The 16,978-nt window shown below is 31.9% G+C and carries 19 protein-coding genes; 15 read left to right on the top strand and 4 right to left on the bottom strand.

What is annotated here, in order from left to right; genetic code table 11:
* Positions 1–23: 23 nt before the first annotated feature.
* The 6 genes from T367_RS21980 (at position 24) to T367_RS0109630 (ending at position 4,769) form a co-directional block, all read left to right on the top strand.
* Positions 24–692: a hypothetical protein gene (locus T367_RS21980; RefSeq protein ID WP_035843163.1), complete on the top strand. Its 669-nt coding sequence runs from the start codon at positions 24–26 to the stop codon at positions 690–692.
* Between the two features lie 162 nt (positions 693–854).
* Positions 855–1,271, top strand: coding sequence for a hypothetical protein (locus tag T367_RS0109650; RefSeq protein WP_157454187.1), 417 nt, complete (start codon positions 855–857; stop codon positions 1,269–1,271).
* Between the two features lie 123 nt (positions 1,272–1,394).
* The gene (locus T367_RS0109645) at positions 1,395–1,838 is read left to right on the top strand and encodes a hypothetical protein (RefSeq protein WP_027419659.1); all 444 of its coding nucleotides are present in this window, start codon (positions 1,395–1,397) and stop codon (positions 1,836–1,838) included.
* A gap of 98 nt (positions 1,839–1,936) precedes the next feature.
* Positions 1,937–2,572 (top strand): hypothetical protein, encoded by a 636-nt coding sequence (locus tag T367_RS0109640; RefSeq protein ID WP_027419658.1) that lies wholly within the window; start codon positions 1,937–1,939, stop codon positions 2,570–2,572.
* Positions 2,573–2,714: 142 nt separating this feature from the next.
* Positions 2,715–3,932, top strand: coding sequence for an alpha/beta hydrolase (locus tag T367_RS0109635; protein WP_084274367.1), 1,218 nt, complete (start codon positions 2,715–2,717; stop codon positions 3,930–3,932).
* Positions 3,933–4,004: 72 nt separating this feature from the next.
* Positions 4,005–4,769 (top strand): hypothetical protein, encoded by a 765-nt coding sequence (locus tag T367_RS0109630; protein WP_027419656.1) that lies wholly within the window; start codon positions 4,005–4,007, stop codon positions 4,767–4,769.
* Between the two features lie 152 nt (positions 4,770–4,921).
* Here T367_RS0109630 and T367_RS0109625 read toward each other — a convergent pair whose 3' ends face one another.
* Genes T367_RS0109625 through T367_RS23855 form a run of 4 tightly spaced genes read right to left on the bottom strand, consistent with a single transcriptional unit; the run spans position 4,922 to position 7,851 of the window.
* The gene (locus tag T367_RS0109625) at positions 4,922–5,632 is read right to left on the bottom strand and encodes a hypothetical protein (protein WP_027419655.1); all 711 of its coding nucleotides are present in this window, start codon (positions 5,630–5,632) and stop codon (positions 4,922–4,924) included.
* 9 nt (positions 5,633–5,641) lie between these two features.
* The gene (locus T367_RS0109620; protein WP_027419654.1) at positions 5,642–6,340 is read right to left on the bottom strand and encodes a fluoroquinolone export ABC transporter permease subunit; all 699 of its coding nucleotides are present in this window, start codon (positions 6,338–6,340) and stop codon (positions 5,642–5,644) included.
* A complete protein-coding gene (locus tag T367_RS0109615; protein ID WP_027419653.1) occupies positions 6,337–7,188 on the bottom strand; it encodes an ABC transporter ATP-binding protein in 852 nt (283 codons plus the stop codon). The genes T367_RS0109620 and T367_RS0109615 overlap by 4 nt, the downstream gene beginning before the upstream one ends.
* Positions 7,189–7,194: 6 nt before the next feature.
* A complete protein-coding gene (locus tag T367_RS23855; protein WP_051568474.1) occupies positions 7,195–7,851 on the bottom strand; it encodes a TetR/AcrR family transcriptional regulator in 657 nt (218 codons plus the stop codon).
* A gap of 243 nt (positions 7,852–8,094) precedes the next feature.
* Between T367_RS23855 and T367_RS0109605 the strand changes: the two genes are divergently transcribed.
* The 9 genes from T367_RS0109605 to T367_RS0109565 all read left to right on the top strand — a co-directional run bounded on the left by T367_RS0109605 (position 8,095) and on the right by T367_RS0109565 (position 16,968).
* Positions 8,095–8,841 carry a YHYH protein gene (locus T367_RS0109605; RefSeq protein ID WP_027419652.1) on the top strand — a complete coding sequence of 249 codons (747 nt, stop codon included), beginning with the start codon at positions 8,095–8,097 and terminating at the stop codon, positions 8,839–8,841.
* Positions 8,841–9,425, top strand: coding sequence for a toxin-antitoxin system YwqK family antitoxin (locus tag T367_RS0109600; protein ID WP_211252699.1), 585 nt, complete (start codon positions 8,841–8,843; stop codon positions 9,423–9,425). The genes T367_RS0109605 and T367_RS0109600 overlap by 1 nt, the downstream gene beginning before the upstream one ends.
* Positions 9,394–10,059 (top strand): SCO family protein, encoded by a 666-nt coding sequence (locus T367_RS0109595; RefSeq protein ID WP_027419650.1) that lies wholly within the window; start codon positions 9,394–9,396, stop codon positions 10,057–10,059. The genes T367_RS0109600 and T367_RS0109595 overlap by 32 nt, the downstream gene beginning before the upstream one ends.
* A 237-nt stretch (positions 10,060–10,296) precedes the next feature.
* Complete coding sequence (locus T367_RS0109590; protein ID WP_157454186.1) at positions 10,297–10,776, top strand: hypothetical protein; 480 nt, start codon at positions 10,297–10,299, stop codon at positions 10,774–10,776.
* A gap of 249 nt (positions 10,777–11,025) precedes the next feature.
* Positions 11,026–11,748 carry a toxin-antitoxin system YwqK family antitoxin gene (locus T367_RS0109585; RefSeq protein ID WP_027419648.1) on the top strand — a complete coding sequence of 241 codons (723 nt, stop codon included), beginning with the start codon at positions 11,026–11,028 and terminating at the stop codon, positions 11,746–11,748.
* A gap of 42 nt (positions 11,749–11,790) precedes the next feature.
* Positions 11,791–12,324 carry a DUF5946 family protein gene (locus tag T367_RS0109580; protein ID WP_027419647.1) on the top strand — a complete coding sequence of 178 codons (534 nt, stop codon included), beginning with the start codon at positions 11,791–11,793 and terminating at the stop codon, positions 12,322–12,324.
* Positions 12,325–12,512: 188 nt separating this feature from the next.
* Entirely contained in the window at positions 12,513–13,598 is a 1,086-nt protein-coding gene (locus T367_RS0109575) for an AAA family ATPase (RefSeq protein WP_027419646.1), read from the top strand.
* A gap of 295 nt (positions 13,599–13,893) precedes the next feature.
* Positions 13,894–16,068, top strand: coding sequence for a T9SS type A sorting domain-containing protein (locus T367_RS0109570; RefSeq protein ID WP_084274366.1), 2,175 nt, complete (start codon positions 13,894–13,896; stop codon positions 16,066–16,068).
* 147 nt (positions 16,069–16,215) lie between these two features.
* Complete coding sequence (locus T367_RS0109565) at positions 16,216–16,968, top strand: OmpA family protein (protein ID WP_027419644.1); 753 nt, start codon at positions 16,216–16,218, stop codon at positions 16,966–16,968.
* Positions 16,969–16,978: the final 10 nt, after the last annotated feature.

The raw sequence follows: 16,978 nt of genomic DNA, 5'->3' as shown, positions 1-16,978 counted from the left end.
ATTTATCGTTACCAATCACAAAAATGAGAGCATACGAACTCAAAGATTTCGACACAGAAGATCTTGAAGATTTGATCTTAAAGATTGGAAATTCGTTAGATATACGCTTTGAAGAGAGTGAACTCGCTTATGTGAAAACATTCGAACAACTTTTTGATCACATTAAATCTAAAATTGATCGAGTAAAAACGGATGACTGTACGGTACAGCAAGCATTCTATAAATTGAGAAATACATTGTCTACGACGTTGAATATTGAAAAGAAAAACATTAAATCAGAAACTTTATTGGTAGATATTCTACCTAAACAAACAAGAATTCAAAACATAAAAGAAGTTAATCATTTAATTGGTTTCAAGATAGACATACTTCGCCCCCATCAACTTATAACGAGCGCACTTTTCTTCCTTTTGATAACGGCATTAGTTGGTTTGTTTTTCAATTGGCAATATGGCATTATCGGTATTGTTTTTTGCTTAGCTGGATTTTGGATTTCTAATAAAATGGGCGCTGAACTAGACCTAAAAACAGTCGGAGAAGTTGCTGAAAAAATAACTAGAGATAATTATACAAAATCAAGACGGAATTTAGACTCCTATAATGAACGAGAAATTGACCAAATAATGACTAACTTATTTAGTGAATATTTTATGATAGACAAATCTAAATTGTCAAGGAATGCTTTAAAATAAGTTTATCCTGTTGCGAAGATGAGGTAAAATGCATATGTATTCAGCCAAAATTCTATTTTTTTTAAACCTATCATTCTATAATCCTAAACAGAAATACTATATTTGATTCAAGCCTAACGACCTAATATAATGAAATCAATTCCATTTAAACAGCTCGAATTTATGAAGTTAATATTCACAGTTACTATATTAATCATTTCAACATGCGCTTTCTCTCAGAATCCATATGTGGGGACTTGGACTGCCTATGATATATTGTCATTTAAAAATATTGATACTTTGTCTGCCGAACAGAAGAAAGAATTTAGCTCTTTTATTGTTTTTAAAGAAGATATGACATTTGAAAAGAATACTAATGGTACTACAACGCATGGTAAATATGAGTTTAAGAAAAATAAGTTTAGATTTTTAGAAAAAGATCATCGAGGAATTTATAAAGTTGCATGGGAGATTCGTTGGCCAAAAAACACATTAGATCCAATGCCTGATACGTTAGAAATAGATTTAAGCTATCCTGAATTATTCAAAATAAACGGTAAATATGCTGAATTAGATGTCTACTATATAAAAAAAGAATAGAGGGTTGATTATACGGTATAAATGAGATGTTTTAATATTCAGAATCGTTACCTTTAATTAATTCAGATATTAATAAAAGAATCGAATTCTTATGTCTGGCATTCGGATGTTAAAGCATATAAAATGAAGAGTCTTCTAAAATTTAAATTAGAAAAGGAACATTGTTTGAGACTGTTAAAAGCGGAAACAAATGAAACGCATTCGAGTTGGAATGCATTCTCAAATTTTAGATCAATTGTAAAAGGAAAAATATTTTATGGTAATTTTTTTGAAGATGATAGCTTCGATCTTCAATCGACAACTTTTGCAAAAGGCTCATTGGGTCCAAAACAAAAAGAGAAAATACAAGAATTAGAAGGTGAATATAAATGCCATATTCTTGTTGAAGGTAAGATACCTAAATGGAACTGGGCATTACTCCTTGCTTTTTTATTGATAGCAATTTTAGTTGCTAAAGTCTACTTTATTGTAGTAGTAATTATTATTGGTCTAATACTTATAGCCAATTCAGAACGTCAAATTAGGAGAGGGATTAACTGTATTATTGAAACGATTGAATCTAGATAATAATCAAAAAATACTTCTATACTCACAGTTAATAATTCAACACTTCAATTACTATAAAGAACCACCTCCAACAATCGAGGATCTTATACATTTGATGCATGAAAATCACAGTCCCTTTGATGCTTGTAGTATTATCATCTTGTCATTTAGAAGCTTCTAAAACAGATATAGCGAAGAAAATGGCCGCTGACCTTTGTCAGTCGAGGATGAAGTTTAGTTTTGATAAGATTGTTAATGTGCAAGATAGCGTTTTCAAAATCTTTAGAAATCCTATAGATTCGATTAACGAAATAATTGAATTATACAATATAAAACCAGCGCAATTCTCATTACATATTAATGCCGAAGGGCATAAAAATATTTGGTTTAAAAATAACGCGATAATTAAAATTGAGAATGACTTTGATTTGTATAACACCCCAATAATTCAACGGTATTATTTCGTTGACAATTGCCATTGGTTTTATGAGCATTTAAAATATGATGAAAGTGAGACGGATTCACTTATTCAGTTTAATTTATTCGCATATGAGGATACGACAATTCTTAATCTATTTGTCGGAGCGGCGAATCAAGCATTCAAATTTAAGGTATCGATTGACAATAATCATTTTGCTATAAATAAAGCAAAACAGGTTCGGAAAAGATTGGAGCGAGATTTGGAGTGGTATGGTGATGAGTATATTATGTCGTCAACAATCTCACATCCTATCACTGGAAAAATTTCGGGATAAGAAGCGCTATCCAGCTAGTTTTTTTAGTGAGTTTTGCAATGGCTACAATTTAATCCAAAATAGAAATACTATATTTGGTTCATACCGAACAACCTAGACTGTTGTCCAGTTTAAACAAGGATAAACCTTCTAAAAACAATAAATGAGAACCTATTGCATATTTTTTATACTGCTGATTGTTACAAGTACAACAAAGGCTCAAGAATTCTATTCGTATGAAAAACCGATAGCCATAAGTCTGTATTCGGAAGCATTACGTGACACTGTGCAACTCGAGATAACCTTGCCTACAGAATTGAAAGAGCAAACAAATACAGCATATCCGATTATATATCTTTTAGATCGGCAATTATCGAGCAACTATCAGTATAATCTATCTACTATTGAGTATCTAAGCACATTACAATGGATGCCGAATGCAATAGTTGTTGGTATTACTTTTTATCGGAAGAATAGAAATTCATGGACAAACCCTAATGCAACTGGTGGAAAAGCTGATGATTTGATATTGTTTTTAGAGAAAGAGCTGAACGCCGAATTGAAAAAAAAATACCCAGTCTCGGACTTTAATTTATTGATTGGACATTCACGCACAGCAATTTTCTCATCATACGCCTTATCAAAAAGACCTGATTTTTTCAACGGTGTAATTGCAAACAGTGTCTCCAATTTCGATTTTGGGGACAAGTACCAGCAAAATCAGTTTGAGGATTTCTTGAGTACGATTGGTTCAAACGCACATAAATACTATTACTATTTTTCAGTAGGAGAGCAGTCGTATGGTGATTTACATGAGTCTTCAGTAGATACTTTAAACGCTTATTTGAATGCTAAAAAATTGCCAGAGAATTTTGAATGGAAATATTATAAGCATCAAGTCGCACATGATATAACACCAGGTGTCACCGTAGCCAATGCTTTAAGTGAAATTTTTAAAGAATATGGCAGACGAATAGACATATGTTTTCAACTGGCAAAGGGATCGCGAACGAAAGTTCCATGGAATGATTTTTTAGGTTTCTATGCAACACTTTCAGCTGATTTAGGATTTAAAATTGAACCATCTGTATTATTCTACAATAGCATTGCTTCAGATTATTACAATGATTATAATGGTATTTATGGTGAGAACCGATTAGGTTTTACATTAGAAGTTTTGTTAAAGGCAATAGAAAAATATCCTAAAAATTTTGAATATTACAGTTGGATCGGTGAAATTTATATGACACGCAAAGAAATTGAGAAAGGAAACGAATATCTCAACAAGGCAATTGAACTCATCAATAAAGACACATCTATTTCAGATCTCGATCGAACATACTACCTTAACGAAATAGAAGCTTTAAGGAAATTGGAGTAGTTTGTTTCAATTTTATATGAAGGAAAATACTTTGTAAATAGCCTATAAAATATTTGAGAAACCTAAAGAAAAATGAAGCAAAACAAAATAACAATTTTACTGATTTTATTTATAGGATTAACCGCTTGTAATCCAGAAATAAAGACTGAACCTGCAAAAATTAAAATAAAAAAAGAACAACCACTTCCCATTGAAGAATCAATTAGTGAGGTCATACAAGAAACAAAGTTTGCAGATACAATTCACATTAATTATTCTGAACATAAAACCTTACTGAATATTCTGAAAATATTACCTGAAACAACGATGGAAAGCTGGGCTTGGAGTAAAAAAGATCGAGAAAAAACAGTCGCTTTTATCGAAAAAAATAATTTTCTAATTGATACCACTGAAATGTATAATAATATAAAGTATATCAAACCAAATACAATTGGAATTCAGGTTGTTGACGGGTTTTGGACTTTATCAATTTATGATTATTTAGATGGCAACTATTTTATTGTGACCAATGACATTGTTGGAGACGGAAATGACATTCGAACTTTTAACTTTTCGAACAATAAAATAATACCTTTAAAAATGATAAACTGGTTTGATGGGTTTGAATACAATTTTCTCTTAGATATCGATTCAACAAAATGTATTGAATTGCTTAAAGAAAATGAACTGACTTACGACTATGATTTCAGTGACGAAAATATAATTACGATCTCTTCATGGCTCATCAATAAAAAGGAATCGGAAAATTGCTTATTAGGAAACTCTATTCAATATAAATTAAATAGAGCAGACAGAACATTTGACATTTTAGATATTTATTGGAAAAAGCAAGACTGATAGAGGCGCTATTTAGCATCTAGTTACACGCAAAAATGATGGCTGACATTTAGTGTTGAACTGAATGGTAATCATAATTTAGACTGGTTCATACCTCAATAAAATCGCGAATGAATCAACTAAATATCGTTATTGGTCATTAGGATTTGCGTTTAAATAAAATGCCGTTTAATAAATATCCGTGAAATGAAGAAAATTAGGCATACAAAAAAGACAAATCCTATGACTAAAAATAGATTAGATGATAGGCCTAGAGTTGTATTCTCAACACTTTGAAAAATCCAATGCGTTGGTATAAAACCGAATAAATGTTTGAAATTTTCAGGAACAAAAAAGGCTGCTAAAGGCAGAAGAACAAGCATATTGAATGCTTTGATATAAATCATTCCTTCCATTCGGTTTTTAACAATCGAATTAATAGACAACACATAAAGGGGGACAACCAATGAACTTGTAAAAGAGATCAATAAATTAACACCGATACCTATTTCAAAAAAGGGTTGTACAACAAACAGAATGATATTCAATGCAACGGTGAATAAATAAGGGATTAAAAACCGAGAAAAGATATATGCTACTTTAGAAAGTGGAACGATGCCATAGACTTTAGCGACATCAGTTTCTTTTTCATCTATTAAAACCATAGAACCAATAAAGCTAAAAGTCTGAGTGTTTTCTATAACAGCAACAGCTAAAAATAGATGTAAATAGGGTGTTAAAAATTCATATTTTTCAACCAATGGTGGTACTCCCCAAATAATTAATGCAAATAGAATAAACGGTAATGCAAGCATACCTTTTAATGTATTGTCTCTGAAAATTATTTTAAAGTCAACAATCGCAAGTTTTATAATCTTTTTCATGATATAGATTTATTGTGAAACAATTTTTTTAACAAACCTTTTATACGCTAGTAAATAGAATAATGGAGTTGATATTATAATCGAAGTATAGGCAAATATCAAATTAATTTCTGTTCCACCTATAGCGTGATCAATCAAATCCAAACTCCCTTTTATTGGCATTAAATATCCAAAAAAGCCGAAGTCCATAATTCCTAAATATTGCAAAAGAGGAAGATTAATAAAAGCTAAGAAAACAGGAATTGAAATCATTCCGAATTGCAAAAATCCGTTAGCATAAGTGAGCATAAATAATCCAAGTAAAGTTGAAAGTATGCAAATTCCTGCCGCTCCAATACTAAAGTTAAGCATATCAAAATCAAAACCTTTAACAGAAATAATCAATCCCAAAGAGCAAATGAGGCCGATAAACGAAATGGAAACTATTTTGGATAATAGAAAGGTGTGGATATTTAATGGAGATGTAAATATGGCAGGTAAAATCTGGTGCTTAATTTCAGTGTAAATGGCCAAGGCGACAAAAAAGTACCCAATAACTGAAGGATCATTTAATACCAGAAAAACGACTAAAGCGTCTAATGGCCCAATATCTTTAAGGAAAAATAATAGTAGTCCATAAATGAAAGTAACAGCTATACTAATGCTAATTATATTGTTTTTCTGTAATAAAGTAAACTGCCACTTTAATTGCGTGATAAATGTTTTCATACTTTAAGAGCTTTACCTGTTACTTTTATAAAAACTTCTTCTAAACTCGCTTCTTGAGTGTGAATTCTTTTAACCCCGTCTGATTTGATAAAGGCTAAGAATTTTTCATTTACGCCTAAGTTGACTAATGGGAATTCATGAAGTTTACCATTGTTCAATTCAACATTTACAGCTTCGAGTCCATATTGTTTTTTTAGATTTTTTGGTGTATCAGTAGCGCGTAATTCTCCGTCCACAATAAAAGAGACTCGGTCGCAAATTTCATCTGCTGTAGCCATACTATGTGTTGTGATGAAAATGGTTTTTCCTGCAGCTTTTAAATTTATTATATGCTGTTTTATCTTGTGCGCACTAACAGGATCAAGACCCGAAGTTGGTTCATCGAAAAATATAATATCTGGATCATGTTGAATAGCTCTTATAAAATTTAACCTCATTTTCATTCCTTTTGAATAGGCTTCAACGGGCTTATTCATTGCATCACTCAAGTCTACCATGCCAAAAAGTTCTTCCATACTTTTCTTGGGTTTATTTTTGTAAAAAGTTGCGAATAGTGCTAGGTTTTCCTTTCCAGTCAATTTTAAATAATGATTTGGGAGCTCAAAGCCAACGCCTATTTTTTCGAAATATGAATTGTCCCAATCAGATAAGTTTTTACCATCTATTTTTGCAAGACCTTCATAGGTATTAAAAATTTTATATAGGACCTTTTGTGCTGTACTTTTACCTGCCCCTGATGGACCTAAAAAACCGAATACTTCACCCTTTTCAACATTAAAACTAATTCCTTTCAAAGTGGCTGTAACACTTTTTGGATATTTAAATACTAAATTTTCTACTTCTATCATTGTTATTTATTTATCAAAAGATGGTTTTATTAATCTGATATAGTCATCTACAGTTTTCATTAACTCTTCCTTCTTATTCAGAAATACTGACGTATTGTTCTCAATGCTTTTAAGAGGTTCTATTGTTTTAGAAAATATTAATTGCTCTTGAATACTGACACCTACTTTATATAACATAAACCCCATTACCTTAACAGGTATATCTTCTCGAAAAAGCGCCGCAGATATTTCATATTCTACCATTTCTTCAAATGCCTTTACTGTTTGTGATAACATTTCATTATGTAAATGTTTTATTGAAGGAGAGTTAAGGTTTTCAATTAAATTAAAGAGGAAATGACTTTGTAGTGGGTTTTCGCTATCGAATTTATATCCGCATTCATAAAGAGCACGAAAGAAGGCCCAAAAATCAGGGTAACTTTTTCGTGTTATTTCTCCAATGTATTTCATTTTGGTCTGATTACATTCTCCTACTAGATATAGGAACAAATCTAATTTGCCTTCAAAATATTGATAAACACTTCCTTTTGCAATACCAAGTTCTTTCACCACATCACTTAATGATGCTTGGTCGTATGGTTTAATCGCAAACTCTCTTAGAAAAGCATTCGTAATCACTTTTCTTTTAGATCCTTCTAAGTTTAAAAATGTCTGTTTTGGCATTGTATAATTATGGTTATGACTGCGTGGTCACAAATGTAAATAAATTTTGTGACTAGTGAGTCACATTTTTTTTAAAAAAATCAAAAAGAGCGATATCCCCGTTTTACAATATATGTCTAAAAAGGCTAATTTTAGCTAGCTGCAAAGAGCTGCAAAAAGATTTCTAGCAAAATAAAAAAAAACAATTAAACCTTTTAAAGATTCATCAGTCTATAGTCAGGTAAGGAATAATAAACAATTTTTATGAAAACAATGACAATGAATATCTCTGTAGTACTAATGATCTTATTGAGCATGTTTAGCTGTAAAAAAGAAGAAGCGGTAGAAGAGGAATCTGAAACAATACCAGCTGTTTATACCAAAATTTATGGTGCTTCTAGTATCACAAGTGACGGGACATATATCACGATTAAAACTACAGGTACACCTGACCATAAAAGTGTTTATTACCCAGTAGCGAACGATTTATACGAAGATTTCAGTGGGACAACTTTCGAAGGATATACTTTTGTGAAAAACCCGAATACCATTGCTTCTTTTGATTATTCGTTTAAAATTCCATTGAATCCAACAGCCGCAGCAACGCATGCAGCGACACCACTTGGAGCAATAGGCGTTTCGTTGAATGGCGTTCCATTATTCAATCAATATGCAGGTCCAGATCAACCACTGACAGATGAGTTTAAAAGTTTTGATCAATATTATGGGCATCCAACGGCAAACGGAACTTTTCATTATCATATCGAACCAATCTATTTAACAACAGTTACTGCAAATAAGTCGGCATTATTAGGTTTTCTATTAGACGGTTTTCCAGTTTATGGTCCTGAAGAAAATGGGGAAGAGGTAACAGGATTAGACGAGTTTCATGGGCATTCACATGCGACGGATGATTATCCTGATGGCATCTATCATTATCACATCACCAATTCAGATCCTTATATTAACGGAAATGGATTCTATGGAACACCTGGAACAGTAACGCAATAATGAAACATTTTTATTTCATTTTACTATTGATTGGGTTTTACGCGTGTGCAAATAACGAAGAAGTGCGTGCTTTAACAAAAGAAATTCCAAATACTTATGTTTTAGAATCCACAACAACAGCAAAAGAAGGTTTGCTTTATTGGGATAATAAAAAGTATTCAGGTTTTGTTTACGAATTGAATGCTGAAACTGGCGATACATTGCTTTTAGAAAGTTATTATAAGGGATTAAAAGATGGTCTTTCTAAAAAATGGTATACGGGAAATGAATTAATGGAATTGCGCCACTATGCTGATGGGCAAAAAAACGGTGAGCAAATAGCGTATTGGGTCAATGGCAATACAAGGTTCGAATATACTGCCAAAGATGATGCTTACGAAGGAGAATTGAAAGAGTGGAATGAAGATGGCTTTTTATTCCATATCGCCCATTATGTCAATGGGCAAGAGGAAGGCGAGCAAAAACTATGGTATGATAATGGAAAAGTTAGAGCAAACTATGTTATTATTGATGGTAAAAGGTACGGATTATTAGGAACTAAAAATTGTGTAAATGTATCGGATAGTATTTTTTTTAATCAGTAGTATTATACTTTTTAGCTGCTCCGAATTTAATATAGAAGAGGGGAGTGAAAAGATGGCAATAGGTCTACCTTATTATAATGAGCCCATTTTTACACCTGTTTTTATTCAAGATAAATCTGACGTGGAAAAGACAATTAATCATACCATTGGTAATTTTGAATTTTTGAATCAAGACAGTGTTTTAGTCGATCAAAATATAATTGAAAACAAAATTCATATTGCCAACTTTATTTTCACAAGCTGTGGCTCAATTTGTCCTAAGATGACCAACCATCTGAAAATTGTTAGTGATAGTTTAGCAGGTAATAATGACGTCGTATTTTTATCCTATTCTGTTACCCCATGGATAGATACGCCACGTGTTTTAAAAACGTATACGAATAATCATGGCATCACCAATAAGAATTGGCAATTTCTAACGGGGTCAAAAAGTGAGATCTATCAATTGGCTCGGCAATCTTATTATGCCGAAGAGGATATTGGCTACAGCAGAGATAGTACAGAGTTTTTACATACAGAACATTTAATTCTTGTAGACAAAACCAAAAGAATTCGAGGTATTTACAATGGAACCTTGGCTTTAGACATGCAAGGACTTATTCATGATATCAATACTTTATTGGCTGAAGAATAATTAGTAGGTTTATTTTTCGAAAATTGGATAGGAAATTCTCTTCTGAGTTTCTAAAACATTCGTTCTAAATAGAAATATTATATTTGGTAGAAGCTTGATATATAAGTCAACTAATCGAGCTGGTATTATCATCCTTTAAAACTAATGTTATCAATAATTGTGAACGCTAAATTTATCTACTTTTTAACTTTGATAATTCTTTTGACTACGAGTTGTAATCATCCCGAAAAACCTGATTTGGATTCTAAAATTTTAGAAAGGCCTTTAGATATAGATTTAAAAGTGAAAAAGGAATGTGACTTTTATATTCCGATGCAATATGTTTCAAAGAATGATTCTATCAGTTTAAATTTTGCTGACTCTTTGATTAGATATTTCAGAACAGAAAGTAAATCATTAGTTGTCGTACGACATGATTTAATTTCTGATAGTGTTGATATACTTGAATTAAATCAAAGTATTATTCATTTCCCAATTTCTAAAAGTTTGGAATACTCAATTCATTTTGATGATTCACCATGGGCAATTAATGATGTTGTATCATATCAAATTCATCATCATGATAATAAAAAAAAGGATTCTTCAGAATATATAATTTTCAAAAGGCATAATGAAAATTCTTTTTGTCAAGGAGTCAATGAGATAGTATCAAAATTTAATACCCAAAAAGGCAATTCTGAAGAAGTGCGCATAAAGCATAAAGAACTTATAGAATAGACTTTCTAAATGTCGTGAGATCATATTAAAATCAAAACGAATAGAAATGTTATCTTTGGTTTACACCTGACATGCAAAATTAATTAGTTGATCAATTTATATAAGCGAGCTATAATACATGTGTTTTATAATGTCTGTAATTGAATATGCTATTAATTCAAAATGAAATAATTGAAATGAAACTACCGACATCAAAACCTAAGCTTAGCTAAAACCAGATTTAACAAAAAGAATTATTGAAATTTAAAAATGAGAGTATATTTAATCGCCATCCTAATTTTATTCAGTAAAGTAGTTTATTGCCAATTTCAAGACACCATATTTTTTGACAAGAAATGGGAGCAAACGGAAAATAAAAAGGCTAAATATTTTAGATTATTCAAAGTAACAGATTCAATTGTTGAAGTAAAAGATTATTATAAAACGGGCGAAATACAAATGACTGGTACGTTTCTTTATAAGCCCCAAAAATATTCGATCGTTGAATATTTCAAAGAATCTTTGCATAAAGGAAAAGAAATAAAAACGCATACTTGGTATGAAAAAAACGGAAATAAATATCATGTTATTATTTACAATCCCTTTGATATTGAAAATAGACAAATTGTAAAAAATCAAAAACCAAATGAATTTCCGGACACGCTAAAACCACGTATTTCATACGAAATATACTTCTACAGAAATGGTCAAAAAAAAGATGCAGGTTATTATGTTGATGAAATATACTTACATGGTACCTGGATTAATTACAATAAAAAAAGTCAAATAATATTTTATACAGAAGAATACGAATTTGATTTATTAAATGGAAATAAAACTTATTATTATAGTGATGGAGTTAAAATGGAATCTATTCAATATAAAGATGATAAGAAGTCCGGTGAGACGCTAAAATACGATTGGAATGGGATTCCCAAGACAAGAATGATCTATGAAAATGGAAAATTACAATCCAAAGAAAAAATCAATTAGAACTTTTTTTTAATTTAAAATTCAATCCTTTAAGAAAAGACAATGCAAGACTATATTGATTTAGCTGCAAAGAATGGGGTGACACTTTTAGATGATGGAAATTGTCAATTTTGCGGTGCCAATACGCAAAGAGGAATACATGAATGTTTAGAAATTTTTAATCTCGGATTTCAAATAATTGATTTTTCACCGATTGAAAATCATATTTATAGATTTTTAATTGTGGATGCGCACACCTTACAGCATCCTGAGATTCACGGTAGGTGGAATAATCACTTTCATTTAACAAGGCTGCATTTGATATTTAAATATCAAATGCAATGGACTTATGCTTTATCTCCTAAACTAAGTGATCATCTCAATAAATACAAATTACAGAAAGAAGATGAGTATCTCAATCCTCCCGAATTATTAAAAAGAGGGAATATTACAACGACTGATATCAAAGAAAAAGCAATCAATGAAGAAGTATGTAAAGAAATGATAAGGGAATGGGCACTGACTGTATATGATAAATGGAGTAAGTATCACAACATTGTTGAAGAGATTGCGAAAGGCTTTTTAAACCGGAATTGAAATCAATGAGCTGTGTTAAGATGAAAATCCGAATTTAGATTTTAAAACATAGCAGGACTGCATATGGCATTCAGAAAAACAGACAATCAGATAAAAAAGAGAGCAAGCTGAATTAAACCGAACTTAATCATTGGTATTTTACCTATTTTAGCCTATACTTTTAAAAAAATAACAGAACTATTTACGCCATGATTGACCTTATCAAATCGTTTGATGCTTATAATGAGTTTGAAAGAACGTCTTATTTTACAATCTGCTTCAATGCTCTTCCTTCAGAATTATTTGCTGAGGTGGCCATAGAGGGCAATAAAGAAAATATCGAGAAGGTTTTAGAGATTATTGATCTAAAATCAATGGAATTCAAAGTCATTTTTAAGTCGTGGATTACAGAGGACGATAAAGATTCGGACTTAACTGAAGATTATGCAAATATCTATCTTTTAAAAAGTGAGAGTAAAAACCTCGTTGTTTGGGTTTCTTTGGCGAATAATTATTTAAATGTAGATTTTTTATATGATGTTGCGCAGCCTGAAACGGAGGAATGGGTGATCGCGACCAATCATAAACTAAGAACAAGTTTAGGAGAGAATAAAGCCCCAACCTTTAATATTTTATCTAAAACAAAAGAAAGTTTTAGAACAAAAGAAGTGAAATTAGAACGTTTCGAATTCAATGGAGCGCAAACGTATAACGACGACTTTTTAGATGTAAATGAGGTAATAGTTTCATCATTAGATCAAAATAAAGCAGGTTTGATTCTCTTACATGGCAAACCGGGAACTGGAAAAACAACTTATATCAAGAATTTGATTGGTTCCCACCCAAAAAAGACCTTTATTTTTATTCAAAACGAATTTGTAAAGGAATTACTAGATCCTGAATTCATTTCCTTCTTATTGAAACATAGAGACTCTGTTTTAATTATAGAAGACGCCGAGAAAGTGATCACAAGTAGGGAGCATTCGAATGAAAACTCGGTGGTATCAACAATTTTGCAACTCACTGATGGATTATTCAGTGATTATTTAAACATTAAAATTATCTGTACTTTCAATACAAGTATGGATAAAATAGACAAAGCTTTATTGAGAAAAGGTAGGATGATTGCATATTACGACTTTCAACCTTTATCTGTCGATAAAACAAATGTTTTGATGGGAACTTTAGGATTAGAACAGTTGAATAAAGAATTGACTTTAGCTGAGATTTTTAATTATAAAGCGAAAGAATTCAACCAATTATCTCGAAAGAATAAAATTGGTTTTCAAAGCTAGAAAATTCTGTAAAATAAATAGCCTAGAGGTATCCAACGTAATCAGGATAAGATTCAATGTTTTTTATTAAGTAAGTTTAATGTGCTATATTCTAGCTAGATACATTTTTATGACGTTTATGATACTTTTATTTTGTGGTTTTTTAGTTCCCAATGTTGAAAACTAAACCTTTAGGTTGGGAGTAGATATTTTTTAAATTTTTATTTTTACAGTACTTTTATTGTGAGGATGTTGATAAAGAATAAAGTAGAAGTATAAAACGAATAAATTGAATACCTAACAGAGTAGCCTTATTATGAAATCTATAATATTATTTTTGTTCGTAATCCTTATTAACTGTTTTAATAACAATGCTTTATGTCAATTGGATACGATACATTATATGCCGCCAATGCATGCACGTGCAAATGCTCAAGTTGAGCAACATTATTTATATTTAAGTACACCTGAAGGGGCTGAATTTACTGTGACAATCAGAGATGGAGCAGGCGGAGTTGTTGCCACACCAACCATTTCATCAGGTTCACCAACTGCGGTTTATATTGGGAACGGGCAAAGTCCATCAACAGAATTATTAGTAAAGAGTGATAGTGTAGGAAGGGTTTTGAAAGCTAGTGGGATTATTGCATCTGCCGATTCAGAATTCTACTGCAACTTTAGGGTTACAGATAATAATCAAGCAGCTTCTGCTACCGCGAAAGGAAGAGCGGCTTTTGGAAAATTATTCTATTTGGGGTCCATGCCGCAATTAGCTGAAAATAGTACAAGGTCCTTTATCGCAAGTGTAATGGCAACAGAAGATAGTACTACAGTTACTGTCTCAGGTTATGATCCAGGTGTAATATTTAAAAATGGAGCAGGTGCTGACCATACAGATAATGTAATGAATATTAATCTAGATGCAGGTGAAAGTTATATTTTTACAGGTTATACGAATGTGGTTGCTAATCGACAAGGATTCGTTGGAGCGAAAGTAGTTTCCAATAGAGACATTGTAGTGAATACTGGGAATATGTGTGGATCAATAACGGCACCAACGAATACGCAAGACCTAGGTATAGATCAAATAGTACCAGCTGATAGACTCGGTGATAAATACGTGCTTTTACGTGGAAATGGGAGTAATGACATGGAGGAACCGCTGGTTGTCGCAATTGAAGGTGGTACAGAAATATTTGTTAATGGCTCAGCAGTGCCAATAGTAACTTTAGCTTCTCCTGGTGATTTCTTCTCTATACCAGAAGCGAATTATTCAGGAACTTTGCATGAAAACATGTTTGTGACAGGCTCAAAAAACTTTTATATGTATCAACCTCTAGGAGGCTCTTCTTCTACTGCCACAGGAGGGTTGAATTTTATTCCACCTGTTAGTTGCTTTTTACCTAATTCTGTTGATTTAGTACCGGATATTGATAAGATAGGTCCAGATTCATATACAGGTTCTTTAGTTGTTGTTACCGTTGGAGGTTCTACAGTATTGGTAAATGGCTTAGCTGTTGACCCTTCTTTTGGACCAGAATTGGTAGATGGTTCTGATGGAACTTGGGAGACTTATAATATTACTGGTTTAACTGGCGACGCAGATATTATTTCGGATAATGCGATGGCTGTAGGTTTTTTTGGTTTTAATGGAAACGCTGGATTTGCAGGTTATTATTCTGGTTTTGGTGCATCGCCTAATATTATACTATCGTCAAGTAATTTAGTAGGAGGGGTGCCTTGTTTACCTGCGGATAGTCTTTATTTAGCTGATTTTTTTGACTCCTATCAATGGTATAAAGATGGTGTAGCACTTGTAGATGATACAACCGAGACTTATACGCCAATGGACGAAGCTGAATATTTTGTCATTTTAACCACTGCTGCATGTATAGATACCTCACAAACACTTATGGTATGGGATTGTGGGACCTTGGTACCTATTGAATTATTGAGTTTTGAAGCTGAAGGAATCGATAATGATTATGTTGAAATCTCTTGGGTGACGGCTTCCGAAATTAACAATGATTATTTTGATATAGAACGGTCCTTGGATGGAGAATTATGGGAGCCTATTCTGACTAAGGATGGTGCAGGTAATTCATCACTCGTGATTAAGTATTTAGCATACGATCGAGATCCTTATCTTGGCTATTCTTATTACCGCCTGAAACAAGTAGATTTTGATGGGAGTTATACTTATACTTCTCCTGTTTCTGTTTATTTTAGTGACGTTGAGACAATTTCAATTTATCCCAATCCGGTTACGGATGAGACGATGCTCAGAATGAATAGTGCACAAAATGGAATCGGACAATTTTTAGTTTATAGCGTCGATGGGAAGCTTGTCGAATCAATTAATTTTGAGGTAATTGTAGGTGACAACAAGATAAAATTAGATTTAAACGTACTCGCAACAGGCACGTATAATGCAAAAATAATATCTCCAGATTCTAAATCTTACGATGAAAAAATTATCAAATTGAACTAATTCTACTTTAAGGATTACTTCAATTGAATACTAGATGTAATAAATCTAACATGAAAAGGATAATAAGCGGATTTGTCTTTACGAGGTTTACGCAGCAGAATTATTAACTCATAGGTCGTTATAGTATAATGTGAATAAAATAATTGAATGAACCTTTCGAATTTTTCAGCAGTATTTTCAATTGTGTTTATGACTCTAGGAGCCATTGCTCAGAAGGATAATCAAAATTATCTTATTGAATTATTAATACAAATTGAACCAGAAGAGCACTGTAATGAAAAGATGAAGGATTCGATCTATCTATTCCAAGATTCTATTCTAATTTTTCAAGAAGTATTAGACATTACAGGTGAAATAATATTGAAAAATAAAGCAGATGGCTCAAGATGGATTCTTCCGGATCATACATACAAGATTGAAGTGAGCTCAGCTAGTGGAAGTATTGCTCATATTTCGCCAGATGTATTTAATACGTACAATTTAAATGCAAATACACGAATAATTAGAAACCTAAAGCGAATGAACATTTGTCAAGGACCAATTCTATCTCCCATTTTTTCATTTAATAAAAATAGTTTTAAACTTGAATCTGTAAATTCAGAGGACCTATATTTTTTAGAATTATTTTTTTGTGAATATCCAAATGGCAAGGTCGAACTAACTGGATTTAGAAGTGAAAATGAAGCAATAAATATTGATAAAAAAAGAGCTTTGGAAGTAGTTAAATATTACGTTGATCAAGGCATTTCAAAAGAACACTTTATTGTCTTTAACAAAGGGATAGCAAGCCATAACTTAGGTGATAACGTGCAACAAGGTGTTCTCGATGGCGCTGAGCGGAATGAATCAATCTTAGGCAATAGGGTTGTAACATTAAAAATAGTTTCCTTAAATGACTAACAACCTTTTC

It is taken from the genome of Crocinitomix catalasitica ATCC 23190, from assembly GCF_000621625.1.
GTDB classification, from domain to species: domain Bacteria; phylum Bacteroidota; class Bacteroidia; order Flavobacteriales_D; family Crocinitomicaceae; genus Crocinitomix; species Crocinitomix catalasitica.
Note: the sequence above shows the minus strand (reverse complement) of the source record. Positions and strands in the feature narration are given on the sequence as shown.

What these genes read in the sequence shown, in the direction of transcription:
- T367_RS0109645 (WP_027419659.1), top strand. Translation starts at nt 1,395, where the DNA reads ATGAAGAGTCTTCTAAAATTTAAATTAGAAAAGGAACATTGTTTGAGA.
- T367_RS0109600 (WP_211252699.1), top strand. Translation starts at nt 8,841, where the DNA reads ATGAAACATTTTTATTTCATTTTACTATTGATTGGGTTTTACGCGTGT.
- T367_RS0109650 (WP_157454187.1), top strand. Translation starts at nt 855, where the DNA reads ATGAAGTTAATATTCACAGTTACTATATTAATCATTTCAACATGCGCT.
- T367_RS0109580 (WP_027419647.1), top strand. Translation starts at nt 11,791, where the DNA reads ATGCAAGACTATATTGATTTAGCTGCAAAGAATGGGGTGACACTTTTA.
- T367_RS0109565 (WP_027419644.1), top strand. Translation starts at nt 16,216, where the DNA reads ATGAACCTTTCGAATTTTTCAGCAGTATTTTCAATTGTGTTTATGACT.
- T367_RS23855 (WP_051568474.1), bottom strand. Translation starts at nt 7,851, where the DNA reads ATGCCAAAACAGACATTTTTAAACTTAGAAGGATCTAAAAGAAAAGTG.
- T367_RS0109585 (WP_027419648.1), top strand. Translation starts at nt 11,026, where the DNA reads ATGAGAGTATATTTAATCGCCATCCTAATTTTATTCAGTAAAGTAGTT.
- T367_RS0109615 (WP_027419653.1), bottom strand. Translation starts at nt 7,188, where the DNA reads ATGATAGAAGTAGAAAATTTAGTATTTAAATATCCAAAAAGTGTTACA.
- T367_RS0109630 (WP_027419656.1), top strand. Translation starts at nt 4,005, where the DNA reads ATGAAGCAAAACAAAATAACAATTTTACTGATTTTATTTATAGGATTA.
- T367_RS0109605 (WP_027419652.1), top strand. Translation starts at nt 8,095, where the DNA reads ATGAAAACAATGACAATGAATATCTCTGTAGTACTAATGATCTTATTG.
- T367_RS0109575 (WP_027419646.1), top strand. Translation starts at nt 12,513, where the DNA reads ATGATTGACCTTATCAAATCGTTTGATGCTTATAATGAGTTTGAAAGA.
- T367_RS0109635 (WP_084274367.1), top strand. Translation starts at nt 2,715, where the DNA reads ATGAGAACCTATTGCATATTTTTTATACTGCTGATTGTTACAAGTACA.
- T367_RS0109595 (WP_027419650.1), top strand. Translation starts at nt 9,394, where the DNA reads ATGTATCGGATAGTATTTTTTTTAATCAGTAGTATTATACTTTTTAGC.
- T367_RS21980 (WP_035843163.1), top strand. Translation starts at nt 24, where the DNA reads ATGAGAGCATACGAACTCAAAGATTTCGACACAGAAGATCTTGAAGAT.
- T367_RS0109625 (WP_027419655.1), bottom strand. Translation starts at nt 5,632, where the DNA reads ATGAAAAAGATTATAAAACTTGCGATTGTTGACTTTAAAATAATTTTC.
- T367_RS0109620 (WP_027419654.1), bottom strand. Translation starts at nt 6,340, where the DNA reads ATGAAAACATTTATCACGCAATTAAAGTGGCAGTTTACTTTATTACAG.
- T367_RS0109640 (WP_027419658.1), top strand. Translation starts at nt 1,937, where the DNA reads ATGAAAATCACAGTCCCTTTGATGCTTGTAGTATTATCATCTTGTCAT.
- T367_RS0109570 (WP_084274366.1), top strand. Translation starts at nt 13,894, where the DNA reads ATGAAATCTATAATATTATTTTTGTTCGTAATCCTTATTAACTGTTTT.